The organism is Rugamonas sp. FW305-51 (genome assembly GCF_058786935.1).
The window spans coordinates 16,655-33,247 of sequence record NZ_JBYSZG010000060.1 but is presented as its reverse complement, the minus strand read 5'-3'; the positions used below and the strand labels follow the sequence as shown (position 1 = coordinate 33,247).

At 66.2% G+C, this 16,593-nt stretch carries 15 protein-coding genes; 4 read left to right on the top strand and 11 right to left on the bottom strand.

Annotated features, from left to right (window positions below):
* Together AC3WOS_RS25975 and AC3WOS_RS25970 are read left to right on the top strand one after the other, a co-directional pair.
* A partial coding sequence (locus AC3WOS_RS25975) for a DUF3426 domain-containing protein (protein WP_492719880.1) occupies positions 1-1,606 on the top strand: 1,606 nt, incomplete at its 5' end.
* Positions 1,607-1,615: 9 nt separating this feature from the next.
* The gene (locus AC3WOS_RS25970; protein WP_492719878.1) at positions 1,616-2,554 is read left to right on the top strand and encodes a carbohydrate kinase family protein; all 939 of its coding nucleotides are present in this window, start codon (positions 1,616-1,618) and stop codon (positions 2,552-2,554) included.
* Between the two features lie 131 nt (positions 2,555-2,685).
* Here AC3WOS_RS25970 and AC3WOS_RS25965 read toward each other — a convergent pair whose 3' ends face one another.
* From AC3WOS_RS25965 to AC3WOS_RS25955, 3 genes are all read right to left on the bottom strand, one after another.
* Complete coding sequence (locus AC3WOS_RS25965) at positions 2,686-2,994, bottom strand: DUF167 domain-containing protein (RefSeq protein ID WP_492719877.1); 309 nt, start codon at positions 2,992-2,994, stop codon at positions 2,686-2,688.
* Positions 2,991-3,521 (bottom strand): YggT family protein, encoded by a 531-nt coding sequence (locus AC3WOS_RS25960; protein WP_492719875.1) that lies wholly within the window; start codon positions 3,519-3,521, stop codon positions 2,991-2,993. The genes AC3WOS_RS25965 and AC3WOS_RS25960 overlap by 4 nt, the downstream gene beginning before the upstream one ends.
* Positions 3,522-3,600: 79 nt before the next feature.
* A complete protein-coding gene (locus AC3WOS_RS25955; RefSeq protein ID WP_492719874.1) occupies positions 3,601-4,428 on the bottom strand; it encodes a transcriptional regulator in 828 nt (275 codons plus the stop codon).
* 826 nt (positions 4,429-5,254) lie between these two features.
* On the opposite strand from AC3WOS_RS25955, the gene AC3WOS_RS25950 reads away from it, so the two are divergent.
* A complete protein-coding gene (locus AC3WOS_RS25950) occupies positions 5,255-5,401 on the top strand; it encodes a hypothetical protein (RefSeq protein ID WP_492719872.1) in 147 nt (48 codons plus the stop codon).
* Positions 5,402-5,550: 149 nt separating this feature from the next.
* Positions 5,551-5,877 carry a helix-turn-helix domain-containing protein gene (locus tag AC3WOS_RS25945; RefSeq protein WP_492719871.1) on the top strand — a complete coding sequence of 109 codons (327 nt, stop codon included), beginning with the start codon at positions 5,551-5,553 and terminating at the stop codon, positions 5,875-5,877.
* A gap of 232 nt (positions 5,878-6,109) precedes the next feature.
* Here AC3WOS_RS25945 and AC3WOS_RS25940 read toward each other — a convergent pair whose 3' ends face one another.
* The 8 genes from AC3WOS_RS25940 to AC3WOS_RS25905 all read right to left on the bottom strand — a co-directional run bounded on the left by AC3WOS_RS25940 (position 6,110) and on the right by AC3WOS_RS25905 (position 16,586).
* Positions 6,110-7,255, bottom strand: a complete 1,146-nt coding sequence (locus AC3WOS_RS25940) for a ribonucleotide-diphosphate reductase subunit beta (protein WP_492719869.1) — start codon at positions 7,253-7,255, stop codon at positions 6,110-6,112.
* A 138-nt stretch (positions 7,256-7,393) separates the two neighbouring features.
* A complete protein-coding gene (locus AC3WOS_RS25935; protein WP_492719868.1) occupies positions 7,394-10,315 on the bottom strand; it encodes a ribonucleoside-diphosphate reductase subunit alpha in 2,922 nt (973 codons plus the stop codon).
* 267 nt (positions 10,316-10,582) lie between these two features.
* On the bottom strand, positions 10,583-11,230 hold the full coding sequence (gene ampD, locus AC3WOS_RS25930) for a 1,6-anhydro-N-acetylmuramyl-L-alanine amidase AmpD (protein WP_492719866.1): 648 nt from the start codon (positions 11,228-11,230) through the stop codon (positions 10,583-10,585).
* Positions 11,230-12,879 carry a sigma-54-dependent transcriptional regulator gene (locus AC3WOS_RS25925; protein ID WP_492719865.1) on the bottom strand — a complete coding sequence of 550 codons (1,650 nt, stop codon included), beginning with the start codon at positions 12,877-12,879 and terminating at the stop codon, positions 11,230-11,232. The genes ampD and AC3WOS_RS25925 overlap by 1 nt, the downstream gene beginning before the upstream one ends.
* 29 nt (positions 12,880-12,908) lie before the next feature.
* Complete coding sequence (locus AC3WOS_RS25920) at positions 12,909-14,612, bottom strand: sensor histidine kinase (RefSeq protein WP_492719883.1); 1,704 nt, start codon at positions 14,610-14,612, stop codon at positions 12,909-12,911.
* Positions 14,613-14,615: 3 nt separating this feature from the next.
* Positions 14,616-14,891 (bottom strand): PP0621 family protein, encoded by a 276-nt coding sequence (locus tag AC3WOS_RS25915; protein ID WP_492719863.1) that lies wholly within the window; start codon positions 14,889-14,891, stop codon positions 14,616-14,618.
* Positions 14,888-15,694, bottom strand: coding sequence for a cytochrome C assembly family protein (locus AC3WOS_RS25910; RefSeq protein ID WP_492719862.1), 807 nt, complete (start codon positions 15,692-15,694; stop codon positions 14,888-14,890). Before AC3WOS_RS25910 ends, AC3WOS_RS25915 begins: the two co-directional genes overlap by 4 nt.
* 85 nt (positions 15,695-15,779) lie before the next feature.
* Positions 15,780-16,586 (bottom strand): ABC transporter ATP-binding protein, encoded by an 807-nt coding sequence (locus tag AC3WOS_RS25905; protein ID WP_492719860.1) that lies wholly within the window; start codon positions 16,584-16,586, stop codon positions 15,780-15,782.
* Positions 16,587-16,593: the final 7 nt, after the last annotated feature.

Sequence of the window (16,593 nt, the reverse complement as noted above, 5' to 3'; positions counted from 1 at the left end):
CCCTTTGCCCCCCGCCGTGCCGTTCGACGCCGCCATGGCCGCGCTCGACACGCGCGCCGCGACAGCCTTGCAGCCGCCGGCGGACGAGGCAAGCTATACCCTGGAACTCGATACGGCCGAAACGGCTGACGTGGACGACACGGCCAAAGTGGGCGGCACGGCCGGAGCGCATGAAGCGGCCGACGCAGGCGTAGCGTTTGACGCAGGCGTAGCGTCCGACATAGCCAAAGCGTCCGCCGTGGACGAAGCGTCTGATGTGGCCGAATCGTCCGCAGTCAACGCCACGCCCCTGCAAGAGGCGCTACCGGCCGGACCCGCCGCGCTGTCCGGCGCCGGCTACGTGCCGCCGGCCACCGCCTACGCGCCATCCGGTGTGCCCTTTGCTGCGCCGTCGGCCCCGGCCTACGCCAGCGGCATCGACGCCACGCCTTCGCTGCCGCCGCTGCCGCCCGCGCCGGCAGAAGACAAGCTGGAACTGGACCTGGATGTGGACCTGGACCCAGGCACCGAGGTGCTGGACTGGGATACGCCGGCCACCAGCGCAGCCAGGACCATCGCCAGCCCGCCCCCGGCATCCGTGCCGGAGCATGTGCTGCAGGCAGACCACGACGTCCCCTCCCCGCAACCGGCGGCAACGGCAGCGCACGACGCCGACGCGCGCACGGCGAGCGAACCCGACCCGTTCTCCCCCTTTACGCTGGACGAGACCTTCCAGCTGGAACCTGAAGACGCGGCCGATGCCGGATCGGCGCTGGAGATCGAGTCGGACGGCCATGAACCGCTCAACGCACTGGCCGATGGCCGCCGCGAACCGACGTGGGGCGAACCATCCGCGCCCCAGCCGTCGGCGCCGCGGGAAGCCACCGCCACCGCCGCCGGACAACCCGACACCGACGATGAAGACGAAGTGCTGGTCGACCTGTCGCCCGCCGCCCGCGCCCATAGCGAAGCGCCGCTGCCCGTCACCGCCAGCCGCGCCGACGATGAGGCCGACGACGCGGCCGATCACGTGGCCGACGACGCGGCCGGCGCGGCCGCACCCGCCGCAGCCGACCGCCCCGCCGATGCCGGCGCCGGCGAGCAGGAAGAACCCGGCTTCGTCAAACGCGACCGCCGCCGCCAGCGGCTGGGCAAGTTCGCCACCATCGCCATGAGCGCCGGCTCGGTGCTGCTGGTGGGCGCCTTGGTGGGCCAGGCCGCCACCACCTTCCGCAACCAGCTGGCGGCCAACGTCCCCCAGCTCAAACCCGTCCTGCAGTCGCTGTGCGCGGCGCTGGGCTGCAAGGTGGAGCTGCCGGCCCAGATCGACTACGTCACCATCGAGCAGGGCGAACTGCAGACGCTGAGCGAGAACACCTTCTCCTTCACCACCCTGCTGCGCAACCAGGCCACGACGGCCCAGGCATGGCCCGACATCGAACTGATACTCGACGACGCCAGCGACAAGGCCGTGCTGCGCCGCGTCTTCACGCCGCGCGACTATCTGGGCCCGGACGCGGACCTGGCCAGGGGTTTTGCGCCGCACTCGGAACAATCCGTCAAACTGTACTTTGAGCTCAAGCAGCTCAAGGCCTCCGGCTATCACATCGCCGTTTTCTATCCATAAAGACCTATCATGAACCAGACCACCCTGATCTGCGGCTCGCTCGCCATCGACACCATCATGCAATTTGGCGGCCGCTTCAGCGACACGCTGCTGGCCGACCAGCTGCACAAGGTGAACGTGTCGTTCCTGGTGCCCACCATGCGCACGGAATTTGGCGGCTGCTCCGGCAACATCGCCTACAACCTGAAGATGCTGGGCGGCGACCCGCGCATCGTCGGCGTCATGGGCCAGGACAGCGGCCCTTACCTGGAGCGCCTGCGCCAGTTCGGCATCGCCACCGACAACATCCTGATCAAGCACGATGCCTACACGGCCCAGTGCTTCGTGACGGCCGACGCCGACAACAACCAGATCAACGCCTTCCACCCGGGCGCCATGTCGTTCGCCCACGAGAACCCGATCGCCAAGGCCGGTCCGGCACGGGTGGCCATCATCTCGCCGGACGGCCATGAGGGCATGCTCAAGCACGCCGCCGACCTGGCCGCGCTGGGCATCCCCTTCATGTTCGACCCCGGTCAGCAGCTGCCCATGTTCAGCGGCGAACAGCTGATCGACTTCATCGACAAGGCCACCTACGTCTCCGCCAACGACTACGAGATCGAACTGCTGATGGACCGCACCGGCCTGACCCTGCCCGACATGGCCAGCCGCCTGGAAGCGCTGATCGTCACGCGCGGCGAAAAGGGTTCGGAGATCTACACCAAGGGCCAGCGTATCGAGATCCCGGCCGTGCAGGCGGAAGCCGTGCTCGATCCGACCGGCTGCGGCGACGCCTACCGCGCCGGCCTGCTGTTCGGCATTACCCATGACTGGAGCTGGGAGACCACGGGCCGTCTGGCCAGCCTGCTGGGCGCCATCAAGATCGCGCGCAAGGGTGCGCAGAACCACCTGCTGACGGCCGCCGAAATCGCGGACCGCTTCGAGGCGGCGTTCGGCTACCGCTACTGAACTGACGTTACTGCACTGGCGGCGCCGGCGGCGGTGCCACCATGAACAATGCCCCGGCTGCGGTAACGCAGGCGGGGCATTGTCGTATCGGGGTGCAGTGTTGGCGGGGCGCCGGGGCTGGGGCGGCGGCCCTAGCCCGCCTCGCCCAGCAGCAGCACGGCCACGCTGTCGGGCGTGAGGCGGGCCGCGCTGATTTCCAGCAGCTTGCGTTTGTTGGTCTGGCCGTGGGTGAGCGCGATGGCGCTGCGCGGCACGGACAAGGTGTCGGACAGGAAACGGATCAGCGCCTCGTTGGCCTTGCCTTCGATGGGCTGGGCATGCAACTTGATCTTCAGGGCGTCATCCAGCACGCCCACCACTTCCGTCTTCTTGGCGTTGGCCTGGATCTGCACCGCCAGCCGGACGCCACCCGGCAGCGGCGAACACCACGTGCGGCTCATCGGCCGGCGAACAGCATGCCCAGCACCAGCTGTGCGATCTGCAGCAGGATGATGGCCACCAGCAGCGACAGGTCCAGGTTGCCCACCAGCGGCACCACGCGGCGGATGGGACGCAGCAGCGGGTCGTTCAGCGCGCGCACGAACGGCGCCAGCGGCGCGTGGGGATTGACCCAGCTGAAGATGGCTTCCACCACCAGCATCGCCATGAAGCCGTACAGTATCCACTCCAGGAAGCGCTGGCAGGCGGCCAGCAGCACGGCCGGCGCGCTCCAGCCGGCCAGGAACAGCACCGAGGTGGCCAGCAGCACGATCAGGAAGGCGCCGATCAGGCTGGCCCAGTCGTAGCCGCCCACGCCGGGCACAATGCGGCGCAGCGGTCGCACCAGCCAGTCGGACAGTTGAAAAGTGAATTGCGCCACGGACGATGGCGGGCGCACCCGTATCGCCTGCATCCAGAAACGTAACAGCAAGGCGCCGCCCAGCAGGGTGGCGGCGGCATCGACGATCAACTTGATAATACTAAGCACGGGTTCCCTCCAAAAAAAAACCGCTGTGTGATTGTCTCACACAGCGGTCGCTTGCCTTAACAGGCATCCACGCTTTTTCTTAGGAAGGGCGGGTGCTGGTAGGGAAAGGCCATGCGGCGGCCGGAGCCAGGACAGTCTTCGCTGCCGGTGCGGCTGGAGCGGCGGCTGGCTTGGCGACAGCTTTAGGCGCGGCGGCCTTCTTCGGCGCGGCCTTCTTGGCCGCTGGCTTGGCTGCTGCCGGCGCTGCAGCTGCCGGTGCGGCAGCCGGTGCGGCAGCCGCTGGTGCCGCGGCGGCGGCGGCCGGTGCTGCCGGTGCAGCAGCCGGAGCGGCTACTGGCTTGGCGGCTGGCTTGGCGGCGGCTTTTTTTGCCGCAGGCTTGGCGGCAGGCTTGGCGGCTGCTTTCGCAGGCGCGGCCTTAGCTTCCGGCTTTTTTACTGCTGGCTTAGCCGCTGCCTTTGCAGCCGGTTTGGCTGCTGCTTTTACCGCTGGTTTTTTGGCGGCAGCTTTTTTGGCTGCTGGCTTGGCTGCGGCTTTAGCAGCTGGCTTGGCGGCTGCCTTGGCTGCTGGCTTGGCGGCAGCTTTTTTCACGGCTGGCTTGGCCGCTGGCTTGGCTGCGGCTTTCTTCGCCACTGGCTTGGCTGCAGCTTTTGCTGCCGGCTTGGCGGCGGCTTTTTTCACAGCTGGCTTGGCAGCTGCTTTTGCTGCCGGCTTGGCGGCGGCCTTGGCGGCTGGTTTGGCGGCGGCTTTAGCCACTGGCTTGGCGGCTGCTTTTTTCACTGCAGGTTTAGCGGCGGCTTTGGCGGCAGGCTTGGCAGCGGCTTTGGCTGCAACTGCCGGCTTCTTGGCCGCAGGAGCAGCCTTGGCGGCTGGTTTCTTTACTTCGGATTTCTTAGCGGCTGTTGCCATTTTTGTTCTCCTTCATCTGGGATGGGAAAAATTCACGCACAAGATTAAAACCCGTCCGGCCCCGGATTGGGCCAGGCGAATTATTCATCGGCACAAACTACGGTTTGCGCTAATGAATTCGGCACCAGCTGAACTGCTGCAACTCCTCACGATTTGCAGCGCTTCAGCCATCGACACAGCACACCGCCCGTTGCCGGGCCGGCGCCTGCGTCCAAATCTTGTTGCGACATCCTTGGCGTTCCGGGCGTGTGCTCAGCACCGTTGACCTCCGTCGCAGCCACAACACGGTTTTATTTTTCAAAGAAAAAACCGCCCAACCTGAACTCAATCAGGCAAGGCGGTCGAAAAAAAACGGTGTGGTCTTGTGCATATCCGTGCGAATCTGTATCCCATTTTTTCGATCTGTGGCGGCGCTGTTGCGGCACTGCGCGGCTTCTTCTTCCGCGCTTTCGCTAACACGCCATTTCAATCTCGTAAAGTACACGAAAACCTTGTCGGAGCGCAACAGGCACACAAGGATTTCGCTGGCTTTTTTACAGGATAGGCGCACCAACTCGCATGCGCTTGCCAATTCGCAGTCGTCGCGCGCTGCGTCGACGCCAGCGCGACACGCTGCAGCGGCCGCAGACTTTTGCGCGCGGGCGCGTCGCACAACTCGCCGGCGACAAACAAACCCTTATGCCAATTGGGTGTCTGCGTTTTCGACTGCACCGGTCGCAACTCACGGCGCGCGCTGCGGCGCATCGACTGCGCGCAAAGCTACTGCACTACACTGTTTTTAAATTCGTCGCGATTATGAGACACAGTGCGGCGCTTGGCAAGGACAATGCTGCAGCGGTGCGCGCCGCGCATCAAGCGGCGCATGCTGCGCGATGTGCGCGACCATCGCCGCGCGCATCGCACGCATGCGAAATCGCGCGCGCAATTCGCGCCGCTGACCTGGTGCGACGACAGCGCGCGCGCACCTCCTTGAGTTCGCGATGACTGCCGGCGGGGTGAGCGGCGCCGCTCCCGATCGGCATGCCGCCCGCTGTCGCGCAGCTACTCCGCGCGCAGTCCCGGCCGGAAGATAAGGAGTAAGATGTTAGCCATTACAAGCGTATCTTCTACTTAGTGGACAATATGTTTGACTTCGCACTCGCCACCACGCCGGAGATCTGTGCCGAGTTAGGGCAGCGTCTGCGTGCCCGCCGGCTCGGGCTCGGCTGGTCCCAGGCCGAACTGGCGCAACGCGCCGGACTCTCCAGCGGCACGGTGAAGAACCTGGAACGCAAAGGCCAGGCTTCGCTCGATTCATTCATTCATGTTGTTTCTGCCCTTGGCCTTGGCGACGATCTGCGCGAGCTGTTCCTGGTCGAGATGGTCTCCATCGCCGCGATGGAAAAGGCGGAATTGGGCCATCGCCTGCGCGCTCCGCGCAAGAGGCAAGCAGCGACGTCGGCACATTGAAGCGACGAACCGCAGTCCGGCTCTCCGGGCGCAACGCATCCAACAGCTGCCCCCTGTACCGGCTCGAAGTACATCAGCGCCATCAACCGTGATCGCGCCAATCGCAGCGACCAGATACTGGCACGGCGATAGCAAACGATAGAGGTGCCATTAACAAAAAGGCCAGACGGAAAATCCGCCTGGCCTTTTTTTGCTGGGACTGCCGCACGCGGCGGCAGCCGGGGTGCCAAGTTTAATCCCAGTTCAGCGCGCCGCCGGTCTGGTATTCGATGACGCGGGTCTCGAAGAAGTTGCGCTCTTTCTTCAGGTCGATCATCTCGCTCATCCATGGGAACGGGTTGTCTTCCTGGTCGAACAGCTGCTCCAGGCCGATCTGCTGCGCGCGGCGGTTGGCGATGAAGCGCAGGTAGCCCTTGAACATGGGCGCGTTCAGACCGAGCACGCCGCGCGGCATGGTGTCTTCCGCGTAGGCGTATTCCAGTTCCACGGCCTTCAGGAACAGCGTCTTGATCTCTTCCTTGAAGGCGGGCGTCCACAGCAGCGGATTTTCCATCTTGATGGTGTTGATCAGGTCGATGCCGAAGTTGCAGTGCATGGACTCGTCGCGCAGGATGTACTGGTACTGCTCGGCGGCGCCCATCATCTTGTTCTGGCGGCCCAGCGCCAGGATCTGGGTGAAGCCGACGTAGAAGAACAGGCCTTCCATCAGGCAGGCGAACACGATCAGCGATTTGAGCAGGGTCTGGTCGCTTTCCACCGTGCCGGTGGTGAACGCCGGGTCGGTCAGGGTGTTGATGAACGGGATCAGGAATTCATCCTTGTCGCGGATCGACTTGATCTCGTTGTAGGCGTTGAAGATCTCGCCCTCGTCCAGGCCCAGCGACTCGACGATGTACTGGTAGGCGTGGGTGTGGATGGCTTCCTCGAAGGCCTGGCGCAGCAGGTACTGGCGGCACTCGGGGGCCGTGATGTGGCGGTAGGTGCCCAGCACGATGTTGTTGGCGGCCAGCGAGTCGGCGGTGACGAAAAAGCCCAGGTTGCGCTTGACCAGGCGACGCTCGTCGTCGGTCAGGCCGTTGGGGTTCTTCCACAGCTCGATGTCGCGCTGCATGTTCACTTCCTGCGGCATCCAGTGGTTGGCGCAGCCGGCCAGGTACTTGTCCCAGGCCCATTTGTATTTGAACGGTACCAGCTGGTTGACGTCCGTTTTGCCGTTGATGATGCGCTTATCGTCGGCGTTGACGCGCAGCGCCAGTTGCTCGGCGTTCGCTTCCGACGCTTCGCCGGCGCCCGGCTGGTTCAGTTCCATATTGCCCAACGGTTGTTGGTTGGCAGGACGGGCGGCGCCCGACGTGGCTTCATCATCCCAAGACAGCATGATCGATTTCCTTCTAAGGGCCGGCGCGGGGGCCGGCGGTGTTCCGTAAAAAGAACCACCCGGCAGGCCGGGTCGGTTCTCACTCTCTATATTAGTAGCGCCGCCGCCAGGGCGGCGCCATGCAGCTTTATTGGCTACTTACTGGCAAGCTTCGCATTCCTCGAAACCGTCGTCGCCGGGACGCAGGTAGCAGGCGGCGCCTTCGGCTACCACGGCGGCCGGGGCGGCCACCTGGGCAGCGGCGGCCATGGCGCTGGCCGACATGCCGCCGTCCACTGCCACCGCGTTCAGCGCGCCGGTCTTGGAGGTCGACTTCTCCATGTGGGTGGCGGCGATGGTGCGCAGGTAGTAGGTGGTCTTCAGGCCGCGCAGCCAGGCCAGCTTGTAGGTCTCGTCGAGCTTCTTGCCCGAGGCGCCGGCCATGTAGATGTTCAGCGACTGGGCCTGGTCGATCCACTTCTGGCGACGCGAAGCCGCTTCCACCAGCCAGGTCGGCGACACTTCGAACGCGGTTGCATAAATGTCACGCAGGTCCTGCGGGATGCGGTCGATCTTGGCCAGCGAGCCGTCGAAGTACTTCAGGTCGGCGATCATGACCTCGTCCCACAGCTCGCGCGCCTTCAGGTCACGCACCAGGTAGGCGTTGATCTCGGTGAACTCGCCCGACAGGTTGGACTTCACGTACAGGTTCTGGAAGGTCGGCTCGATGCAGGCCGACACGCCGATGATGTTCGAGATGGTGGCCGTCGGGGCGATCGCCACGCAGTTCGAGTTACGCATGCCGAACTGCTTGATGCGGTTGCGCACCGGGGTCCAGTCCATGGCGGCGGACGTATCCTGCTCCAGGTAGCCGCCGCGCTCGTCGGCCAGCAGCTTGATCGAATCCTGCGGCAGGATGCCGCGCTCCCACAGCGAACCCTTGTACGAAGCGTAGTGGCCGCGTTCCTCGGCCAGCTCGGTCGAGGCCAGGTAGGCGTAGTAGCACACCGCTTCCATCGAGGTGTCGGCGAACTGCACCGCTTCCATCGACGAGTAAGGCACGCGCATCATGTGCAGGCAGTCCTGGAAGCCCATCACGCCCAGGCCCACCGGACGGTGGCGCATGTTGGCGTTGCGGGCCTTCTCGACGGCGTAGTAGTTGATGTCGATCACGTTGTCGAGCATGCGCATGGCGGTGCGGATGGTCTTTTGCAGCTTGACGTGGTCCAGCTTGCCCTCTTTCATGTGGGCCGGCATGTTGACCGAACCGAGGTTGCACACTGCAATCTCGTCCGGCCCCGTGTTCAGGGTGATTTCCGTGCACAGGTTGGAGCTGTGCACCACGCCCACGTGCGACTGCGGCGAACGGATGTTGCATGGGTCCTTGAAGGTGATCCATGGGTGGCCCGTTTCGAACAGCATGGACAGCATCTTGCGCCACAGGTCGAGCGCCGCGATCTTCTTGCAGACGCGGATTTCGCCGGCCGCCGCCTTGGCTTCGTAGCCCAGGTAGGCTTGCTCGAAAGCCTTGCCCACCTTGTCGTGCAGGTCGGGGCAGTCGCTTGGCGAGAACAGGGTCCACTCGCCCTTTTCCATCACGCGCTTCATGAACAGGTCGGGAATCCAGTTGGCCGTGTTCATGTCGTGGGTGCGGCGGCGGTCGTCGCCCGTGTTCTTGCGCAGGTCCAGGAACTCTTCGATGTCCATGTGCCACGTTTCCAGGTAGGCGCACACGGCGCCCTTGCGCTTGCCGCCCTGGTTCACGGCCACGGCCGTGTCGTTGACCACTTTCAGGAACGGCACCACGCCCTGCGATTTGCCGTTGGTGCCCTTGATGTGGGCGCCCAGCGCGCGCACCGGGGTCCAGTCGTTACCGAGGCCGCCGGCGAACTTGGCCAGCAGCGCGTTTTCCTTGATGGCGTCGTAGATGCCTTCCAGGTCGTCCGACACGGTGGTCAGGTAGCACGACGACAGCTGCGAGCGCAGCGTGCCCGAGTTGAACAGGGTCGGGGTCGAGCTCATGAAGTCGAACGACGACAGCAGGTGGTAGAACTCGATGGCGCGCGCTTCGCGGTCCGTCTCGTTCAGGGCCAGGCCCATCGCCACGCGCATGTAGAACGCCTGCGGCATTTCGATGCGCACGTCGCGCACATGCAGGAAGTAGCGGTCATACAGGGTCTGCAGGCCGATGTAGCCGAACTGCAGGTCGCGGTCGGCCACCAGGGCCTTGGCCAGGCGGGCCAGGTCGAACTCGGCCAGCTTGGGGTCGAGCAGCTCGGCGGCGATGCCCTTGGCCACGTATTGTGGGAAGTAGCTGACGTAGGCGGCGGCGGCGCCGGCCTGCGGCACTTCCTGGCCGAACACTTCCTTGCGGATGGTGTGCAGCAGGATGCGGGCCGTCACCTGCGAGTAGGCCGGGTCCTTTTCCATCAGCGCGCGGGCAGCCAGGATGGCGGACTTGTGCAGCTCTTCGACGGGCACGCCGTCGTACAGGTTCTTGACCGTTTCGGCCAGGATGGCGTCCGCGTCCACATGCTTTTCCAGGCCGATGCAGGCCGCGTTGATCAGGCCGCTGACCTGGTCCATGTCGAGCAGGCGGCGCTCGCCGTTTTCCGTCACGTGGATCTGGGGTGCAGCCACCTTGGAGGTGGCGCCGGCCGCCTCTTTCTGCAGGCGGCGCTCTTCCATGTGCTTGGCGCGGTACAGCACGTAGGCGCGGGCCACGTCGTGCTCGCCCGAACGCATCAGCGACAGTTCCACCTGGTCTTGCACATCTTCGATGTGGAAGGTGCCGCCGGACGGCTGGCGGCGCACCAGGGCCGACACGACGGCGGCCGTCAGCTGCTCGACCAGGTCGCGGATGCGGGCCGAGGCGGCGCCCTGGCCGCCATTGACGGCCAGGAAGGCCTTGGTCATGGCGATGGCGATCTTGGACGGCTCGAAGGCGACGACGGCGCCGTTGCGGCGGATGATGCGGTAGTCGCCCAACGCTGCCGCTGCCGTGGCCTGGCCGCTAGCGGTACCCGCAGTCGCTGCTGGTACCAGCGCTGGTTGGATGGAAGTGTCTTGAGTAGATTGCATTTAAGCTCCCCGATAACAGCGTGCAGTCGTAGCTGCGCGGCGTATGTTGTATAAAAAAGGCCAAAATGAAGCGGCCAGCCTGGTGTTACGGCTGGTGTGACAGCGACAAAAAGGGTAAATATGGGTTCCTTATGCTCGTAGGCCGAGGCTGAAACAGCTTGGAACCAGGGACATGGGATACCACTACATTTAGTGAATCAGGTTAATCGATACACTGATTGTAGTGGTCAGCCCGGGGCAAGACAAGCGGAAATTTTTTCATTCAGATCAATTTTTCGGTTGACTTTTCGGGATGCCTACAGGGAAGCGCAGTTGCCGGTGAGCGGCTACTAACGCCGCGTCCGCCACTGCCTTTTCCTTCAGCAGGCCGGCCCATTTTTCGATATATTCCTGCCAACTAAACAACGGCCCCGGGTCCGTCTTGCGGCCCGGCGCGATGTGTTCGTGGCCTTGCACATCCGACAAGGGATAGCGCTGCTGCAGGGCCAGCGTCAGCGCCGCCAGGGCGTCGTACTGGGCCGGCTCGAACGGCACCGTGTCCGTCCCCTCCAGCTCGATGCCGATGGAAAAATCGTTGCAGGCGGCCCGTCCCCGGAACGCCGACACGCCCGCGTGCCAGGCCCGCGCGTTGCCAGAAACATACTGGACCACGCGGCCGTCGCGCCGCACCAGGAAGTGGCTCGACACCCGCAAGCCGCGCAGGTCCGCGAACGCGGGATCGGCATTATAGTCTACCCGGCCGGTAAACAAGTCGGACACGTGGGGCGTGCCAAATTGTCCCTGGGGCAGGCTGATATTGTGGATCACCAGCAGGCTGACGGCGGTGCCGTCCGGACGGGCGTCCGCATGGGGCGAGTCGTAGCGCAGCACGTCGCGGCACCAGCCGTCCGCGCCCACGGCGTAACGGGTCGCCATCAGCCCTCCGGCTCCTGGATGTTGAGCTTTTGCATCTGGTAGCGCAGCTGGCGGAAACTGATGCCCAGCAGCTGGGCCGCCTGGGTGCGGTTGAACTGGGTCTGGGCCAGGGCCCGCAGGATGATGTCGCGCTCGATCTGGTTCAGGTAGTCGGGCAGGTTGGACGGCAGCGCGTCCAGGTGCGGCAGCGCGATGGGGCCGGCGGCGCCGGATGCGGGCGCGCCGCCGGAACCGGCCGCAACGGATGGGGCGGCGCCGGCAGCGGCCGCGTAGGTGGCGGCCGACAAAGCGGCGGCAGCTACAGCGGCAGCAGCGGCAGATGGCGCGGCGCCGGGCACGCCGGCCACGGCGCCCGGGGTGGGCGTGGGCAGCGCGTAGCCGGGCGCACCGGGGCCGGCGCCCGCGCCATCGAGGCCAAAGGCGGCCGCCTCGGTGGGCGCCAGCTGCCGGGCAAAGCCGGGCGCGGGCGACGGCAGCGGCACCACGGCCTCCACCATCTTCGCCCCCTTCAGGGCCAGGTCGCCCACTTCGATCACACCGTCGTCGGCGAAGGCCAGGGCCCGCTCGAGGATATTTTCCAGCTCCCGCACATTGCCGGGGAAGCCATAGCCGCGCAACGCCTCCAGCACACCCGGCCCCAGGACCACCTTGTGCTCGAAGGTGCCCAGCCGTTCCAGGATGGCGTCCGTCAGCGGTTCCAGGTCGTCGAGCCGCTCGCGCAGCGGCGGCAGACACAGCTCGATCACGTTCAGGCGGTAGAACAAGTCTTGCCGGAAGCTGCCCTGCGCCACACACTGGGCCAGGTTCTTGTGGGTGGCGCTGATGATGCGCACGTCCACCGGCTCCTCGCTGGTGGCGCCGATCTTGCGCACGCGCCGCTCCTGGATGGCGCGCAGCAGCTTGACCTGCATGGCCAGCGGCAGGTCGGCCACCTCGTCGAGCATCAGCGTGCCGCCGTTGGCGGCCTGGAAGAAGCCGTCGCGCTCGTCGGCCGCGCCCGTGAAGGCGCCCTTGCGGTAGCCGAAGAACTCGGCCTCCATCAGCGCCTCGGGAATGGCGCCGCAATTGACGGCCACGAAGGGCTTGGCGGCGCGCGAACTCTGGGCGTGGATTTCGCGCGCCGCCAGTTCCTTGCCGCTGCCCGATTCGCCCGTGATGGCGATCGGCGCCATCGAGCGCGCCAGGCGGGCGATCTGGGCCCGCAGGGCCTGGATCACGGCCGAATTGCCCTTCAGGCGGCTGGCCTGCTGGCCGGCGCCGGACGCCTTTTCGCCGGCCGGCAGGTTCAGCCGCAGGGCCGACTGCACCATGATGCGCAACTGGTCCAGCGCCACCGGCTTGGAGACGTAATCGAAGGCGCCGGCCTTGAGGGCGATGACGGCGTTGTCGGCGCTGCCGAAGGCCGTGACGACGGCGATCGGCGTGTTCTTGTAGGCGGCGCACACTTCGCGCACCAGTTCCAGCCCCAGCCCGTCGGGCAGGCGCATGTCGGTCAGCACCAGCGCGTATTCGGCGCCGGCCAGGCAGGCGCGCGCCTCGGCCAGCGTGGCGGCGCTGTCCACGTCCAGTCCCATCTTGAGCAGGGTGATTTCCAGCAGTTCGCGCAGATCGGCTTCATCGTCGACGACCAGCACACGGGGAGCACTCATGGAACTGCCTTTCAGTTGAATCCGGCCGCTTACACGGCCGCCGGCACGGCGGGCGCGGCGGCCGGCCGTGCAAAGGTGATCACAAACCGCCCGCTGGAGCGGGGCATGCCGTCCGGACCGGGCGCTGGCTCGAAGCGGTATTCGTAGTCCAGCATGGCATCGTTATTCAAACACAATTCGCGCGCCAGATATAGTCCCAGCCCCGTGCCCTTGCTCGAGGTGGTGTAGAACGGCTCGAACAGGTGGGCCCGCACTTCGGCCGAGATGCCGGGGCCGTCGTCCTGCACATGCAGTTCCGGCAACCGGGCCCGCCCGGCCACCAGCGTCAGGCGGATGCTGGCCGGCGCCCCGCTGGCATAGCGCACGGCGTTGTTGAGCAGGTTGAGCACCACTTCGCGCAGGTGCAGGCTGTCGAAGCGGACCCGGATACCGGGCGCCGCCGTCAGCGCCAGCACGTCGGCGGGCAAGCCGTGGGTCTCGTCGAACTCGGCCTTGAGCTCGGCCAGGAACTGGTCCAGCGCCAGCGGTTCGCCGTGCGGCTGCACCTTGCGCGACAGTTGCAGGATGTCTTCCACCATGCGGTTGACCCGGCTCACATTGTCGCCCACGATCTTGAGCAGGCGCAGATGCACGGTGCTGTCGAGGTCCTCGGCCAACAGGGCCGTGGCGTGGCCGATAGCCGACAGCGGGTTGCGCACCTCGTGCGCGATGCTGGCCGTGAGCCGGCCCATGGAGGCCAGCTTGAGTTGCTGGGCCTGGTTTTCGATGCCCGTCACGTCCTGCAGGAAGATCACGCTGCGCTCCGCGCCCAGGCCGGCCGTGTCGACGGCGGCAAAGCGCGCCTGCAGGTGGGCGGCCAGGTCGGGCCGGCCGTTCCAGGCGGCCGCCGTGCCCTCCAGGGCCGGGTCCGCAACGGGCTTGATGGTGACATAGGCCGTGCCCTGGGCAGGGTCGGCGCGCCAGTCCTCATAGGCCAGCGCCAGCGGCCGCAGGGCCGCCGCCTCGTCCAGGCGAAAGCGCCGCTCCGTGCCGGCCAGGCCCAGCATCTGCTGGGCGGCCGGATTGTTGGCGTACACCTGGCCCTGGGGACCGACCACCAGGATGCCGTCGCCCACGTTGGCCATCACCAGCCGGTTGACGGCCTGCTGCACGCCGATCTCGACGCCCCGTGCGATGGCCAGCTCTTCCTGGCCGATCAGCCTGGCGGCCATGCGGTTGACCACCCACACGGCGGCGAAGAAGGCGGCGCCGTACAGGCCGGCCTGCAGCACCACCATGTCGCCTTCCATCAGCAGCATGCGCCAGCCGCTTTCGCCCAGCAGGAACAGCGTGACCAGGGCCGTGCAGAACAGCGCCAGCAGCAGCGGCGCCAGGATGGCCGTGCCGGCCAGCGGGAACAGATAGAGGATGGCCAGCCCGCTGCGCACGCCGCCGGCGGCGATGTAGAGCAGCGAGATGATGGCCAGGTCGCAGGCGATCTGCGACATCAGCTGCAGCAGGAAGCGGCGCCGCACGTAGATCGTCATCAGGGCGAAGGTCAGCGCCAGCAGCAGATAGCCGAGGCACACTTCGCCATAGAAGAACTGGCCGGAGGCGCGCAGGCCGCGGCTGTCCACGCTCAGGTAGGCCAGCAGCACCAGCGCGATCACGACCCGGGTCGCGTTCAGCGTCTGCAGCGAGCGCCAGAACGTGTCGCGCGAGTCGGCCGCCAGCGCCGGCAGGGAGGAGGCCACCAATCAGGCGGCCGGCAGACGGGCGTGGGCGGCGCTGCAAAAATCGCGGCCCGCGGCCTGCACCGTTTCCGAGGCCGGGTAATAGATGCCGCAGTGGGCGCAGCACAACATGGTTTCCACTTCCCCGGCCGCCTGGGCCCGGGGCGCGGCGCGGCCGGCGGCCGGCGACGGCGGCTGCGGTGCGCGCGGCCGCTGGCCGCCCTGCAGCTCGCGCAGCTTGCTGCGGATGGCAAACAGCACCAGAAACGCCAGCGCCAGCCAGAACAAAAGACGACTCATGCCAATCCCCGATGTAGAACGACTTCAAACACGAAACGGCTGCCGACGTAGGCCAGCAGCAAGGTGGCGAAACCGGCCAGCGTGAAGCTGAGCGCGGTCTTGCCGCGCCAGCCGCGGAAGCGCCGGCCCGCCAGCAGCGCGGCGAACAGCAGCCAGGACATGAGGGTGAAGACGGACTTGTGGTCCCACTTCAAGGCCTGGCCGAACAGCTGTTCGGAGAACACGATGCCCGACAACACGGTCAGGCTCAGCAGCACGAAGCCGAAACCGATCATGCGAAACAGCAGCTTTTCCATCGTCAGCAGGGCCGGCAGCTGGTCCAGCGTGCTGGCCAGGAAGCCGCCGCCGGCCGCCGTGCGCGTGTGCAGGCGCGATTCCTGCAGCGCCATCAGCACGGCGTGGAAGGCGGCGATGGTGAGGGTGCTGTAGGCCAGGGTGGCGATGGCGATGTGCCAGCCGAACATGACGGACTTGCCTTCGAGCGCGATCAGGCTGCCCGGGAACAGCGCCTCCAGCGCCACGGCCAGGGCCGCGCACGGCATCACGAGGCGGCGCAGGCCGTCCAGGCTGAAGTTGCGGTTTTCCAGCCAGTAGGCGGCCACCGATACCCACAGGGCGGCCGACAGCATGGCGGCGAAACCGATGCGCAGCGAGCCGGGGGCCGTCACTTCGAACCACAGGGTCACGCCGTGCAGCAGCCAGGCGGCGGCCGTGACGATGGCGATCAGCGCCCCCTGCCGGGACGGCAGCAGGGCACACATGAGGTACAGCAAGGCGGCTGAGATAAGAAAATAGGTCTGCATAAGGGCTAAGTTTACACCATGGTGGGCAGTCCGATGCGGGAGCTGGCCCGTGCGGCCGCGCCCTGCTCCTGCCCGGGACGGGTTTTCAATCGACGGCCGCCACGCGGATCTCGTCGTTGTGGTGGCGCTGCTGCTCTTCCATCACCAGCTGCCCCAGTTCGCGCTTGAGGGCGTTGAACTCGGGCGCGGCCGGGTCGCGCAGGCGCGGCAGGTCCACCAGCAGGTCGCGCTTGACGGTGCCGGGCCGGTAGGTCATGACGACGATGCGGTCGGCCAGGTAGATCGCTTCCTCGATGCTGTGGGTGACGAAGATGATGGTCTTCTTCAGCTCGGACCAGATGCGCAGCAGCTCGTCCTGCAGGTTGCGCCGCGTGAGCGCGTCGAGCGCGCCGAACGGCTCGTCCATCAGCATGATGGGCGAATCGAGGGCCAGCACGCGGGCGATGGCCACCCGCTGGCGCATGCCGCCCGACAGGTCCTTGGGATAGCGGTGGCGGAAGTCGCCCAGCGACAGCATGGCCAGCAGCCGGTCCACCGTGGCCGCGATCGCGGCCCTGGACTGGCCCTTGATCTCGAGCCCGAAGGCGATGTTGTCGGCCACCGTCATCCAGGGAAACAGGGCGTATTCCTGGAACACCATGCCGCGCGCCGGTCCCGGCCCCGTCACGGGCTGGCCGTCGGCCACGATGGTGCCGCTGCTGGGCAGGGCAAAGCCGGCCACGGCGTTGAGCAGGGTGGACTTGCCGCAGCCGGACGGCCCCAGCAGGCAGACGAACTGGCCGCGCGGGATCGCCAGGTGGATGTCCTGCAGGGCCACTACTTCGCGCCCCGCGCCCGGGAATACCTTGCCGACGTGGTCGATGACGATGTGGGGTGGATGCGAATCGCTCATATATATA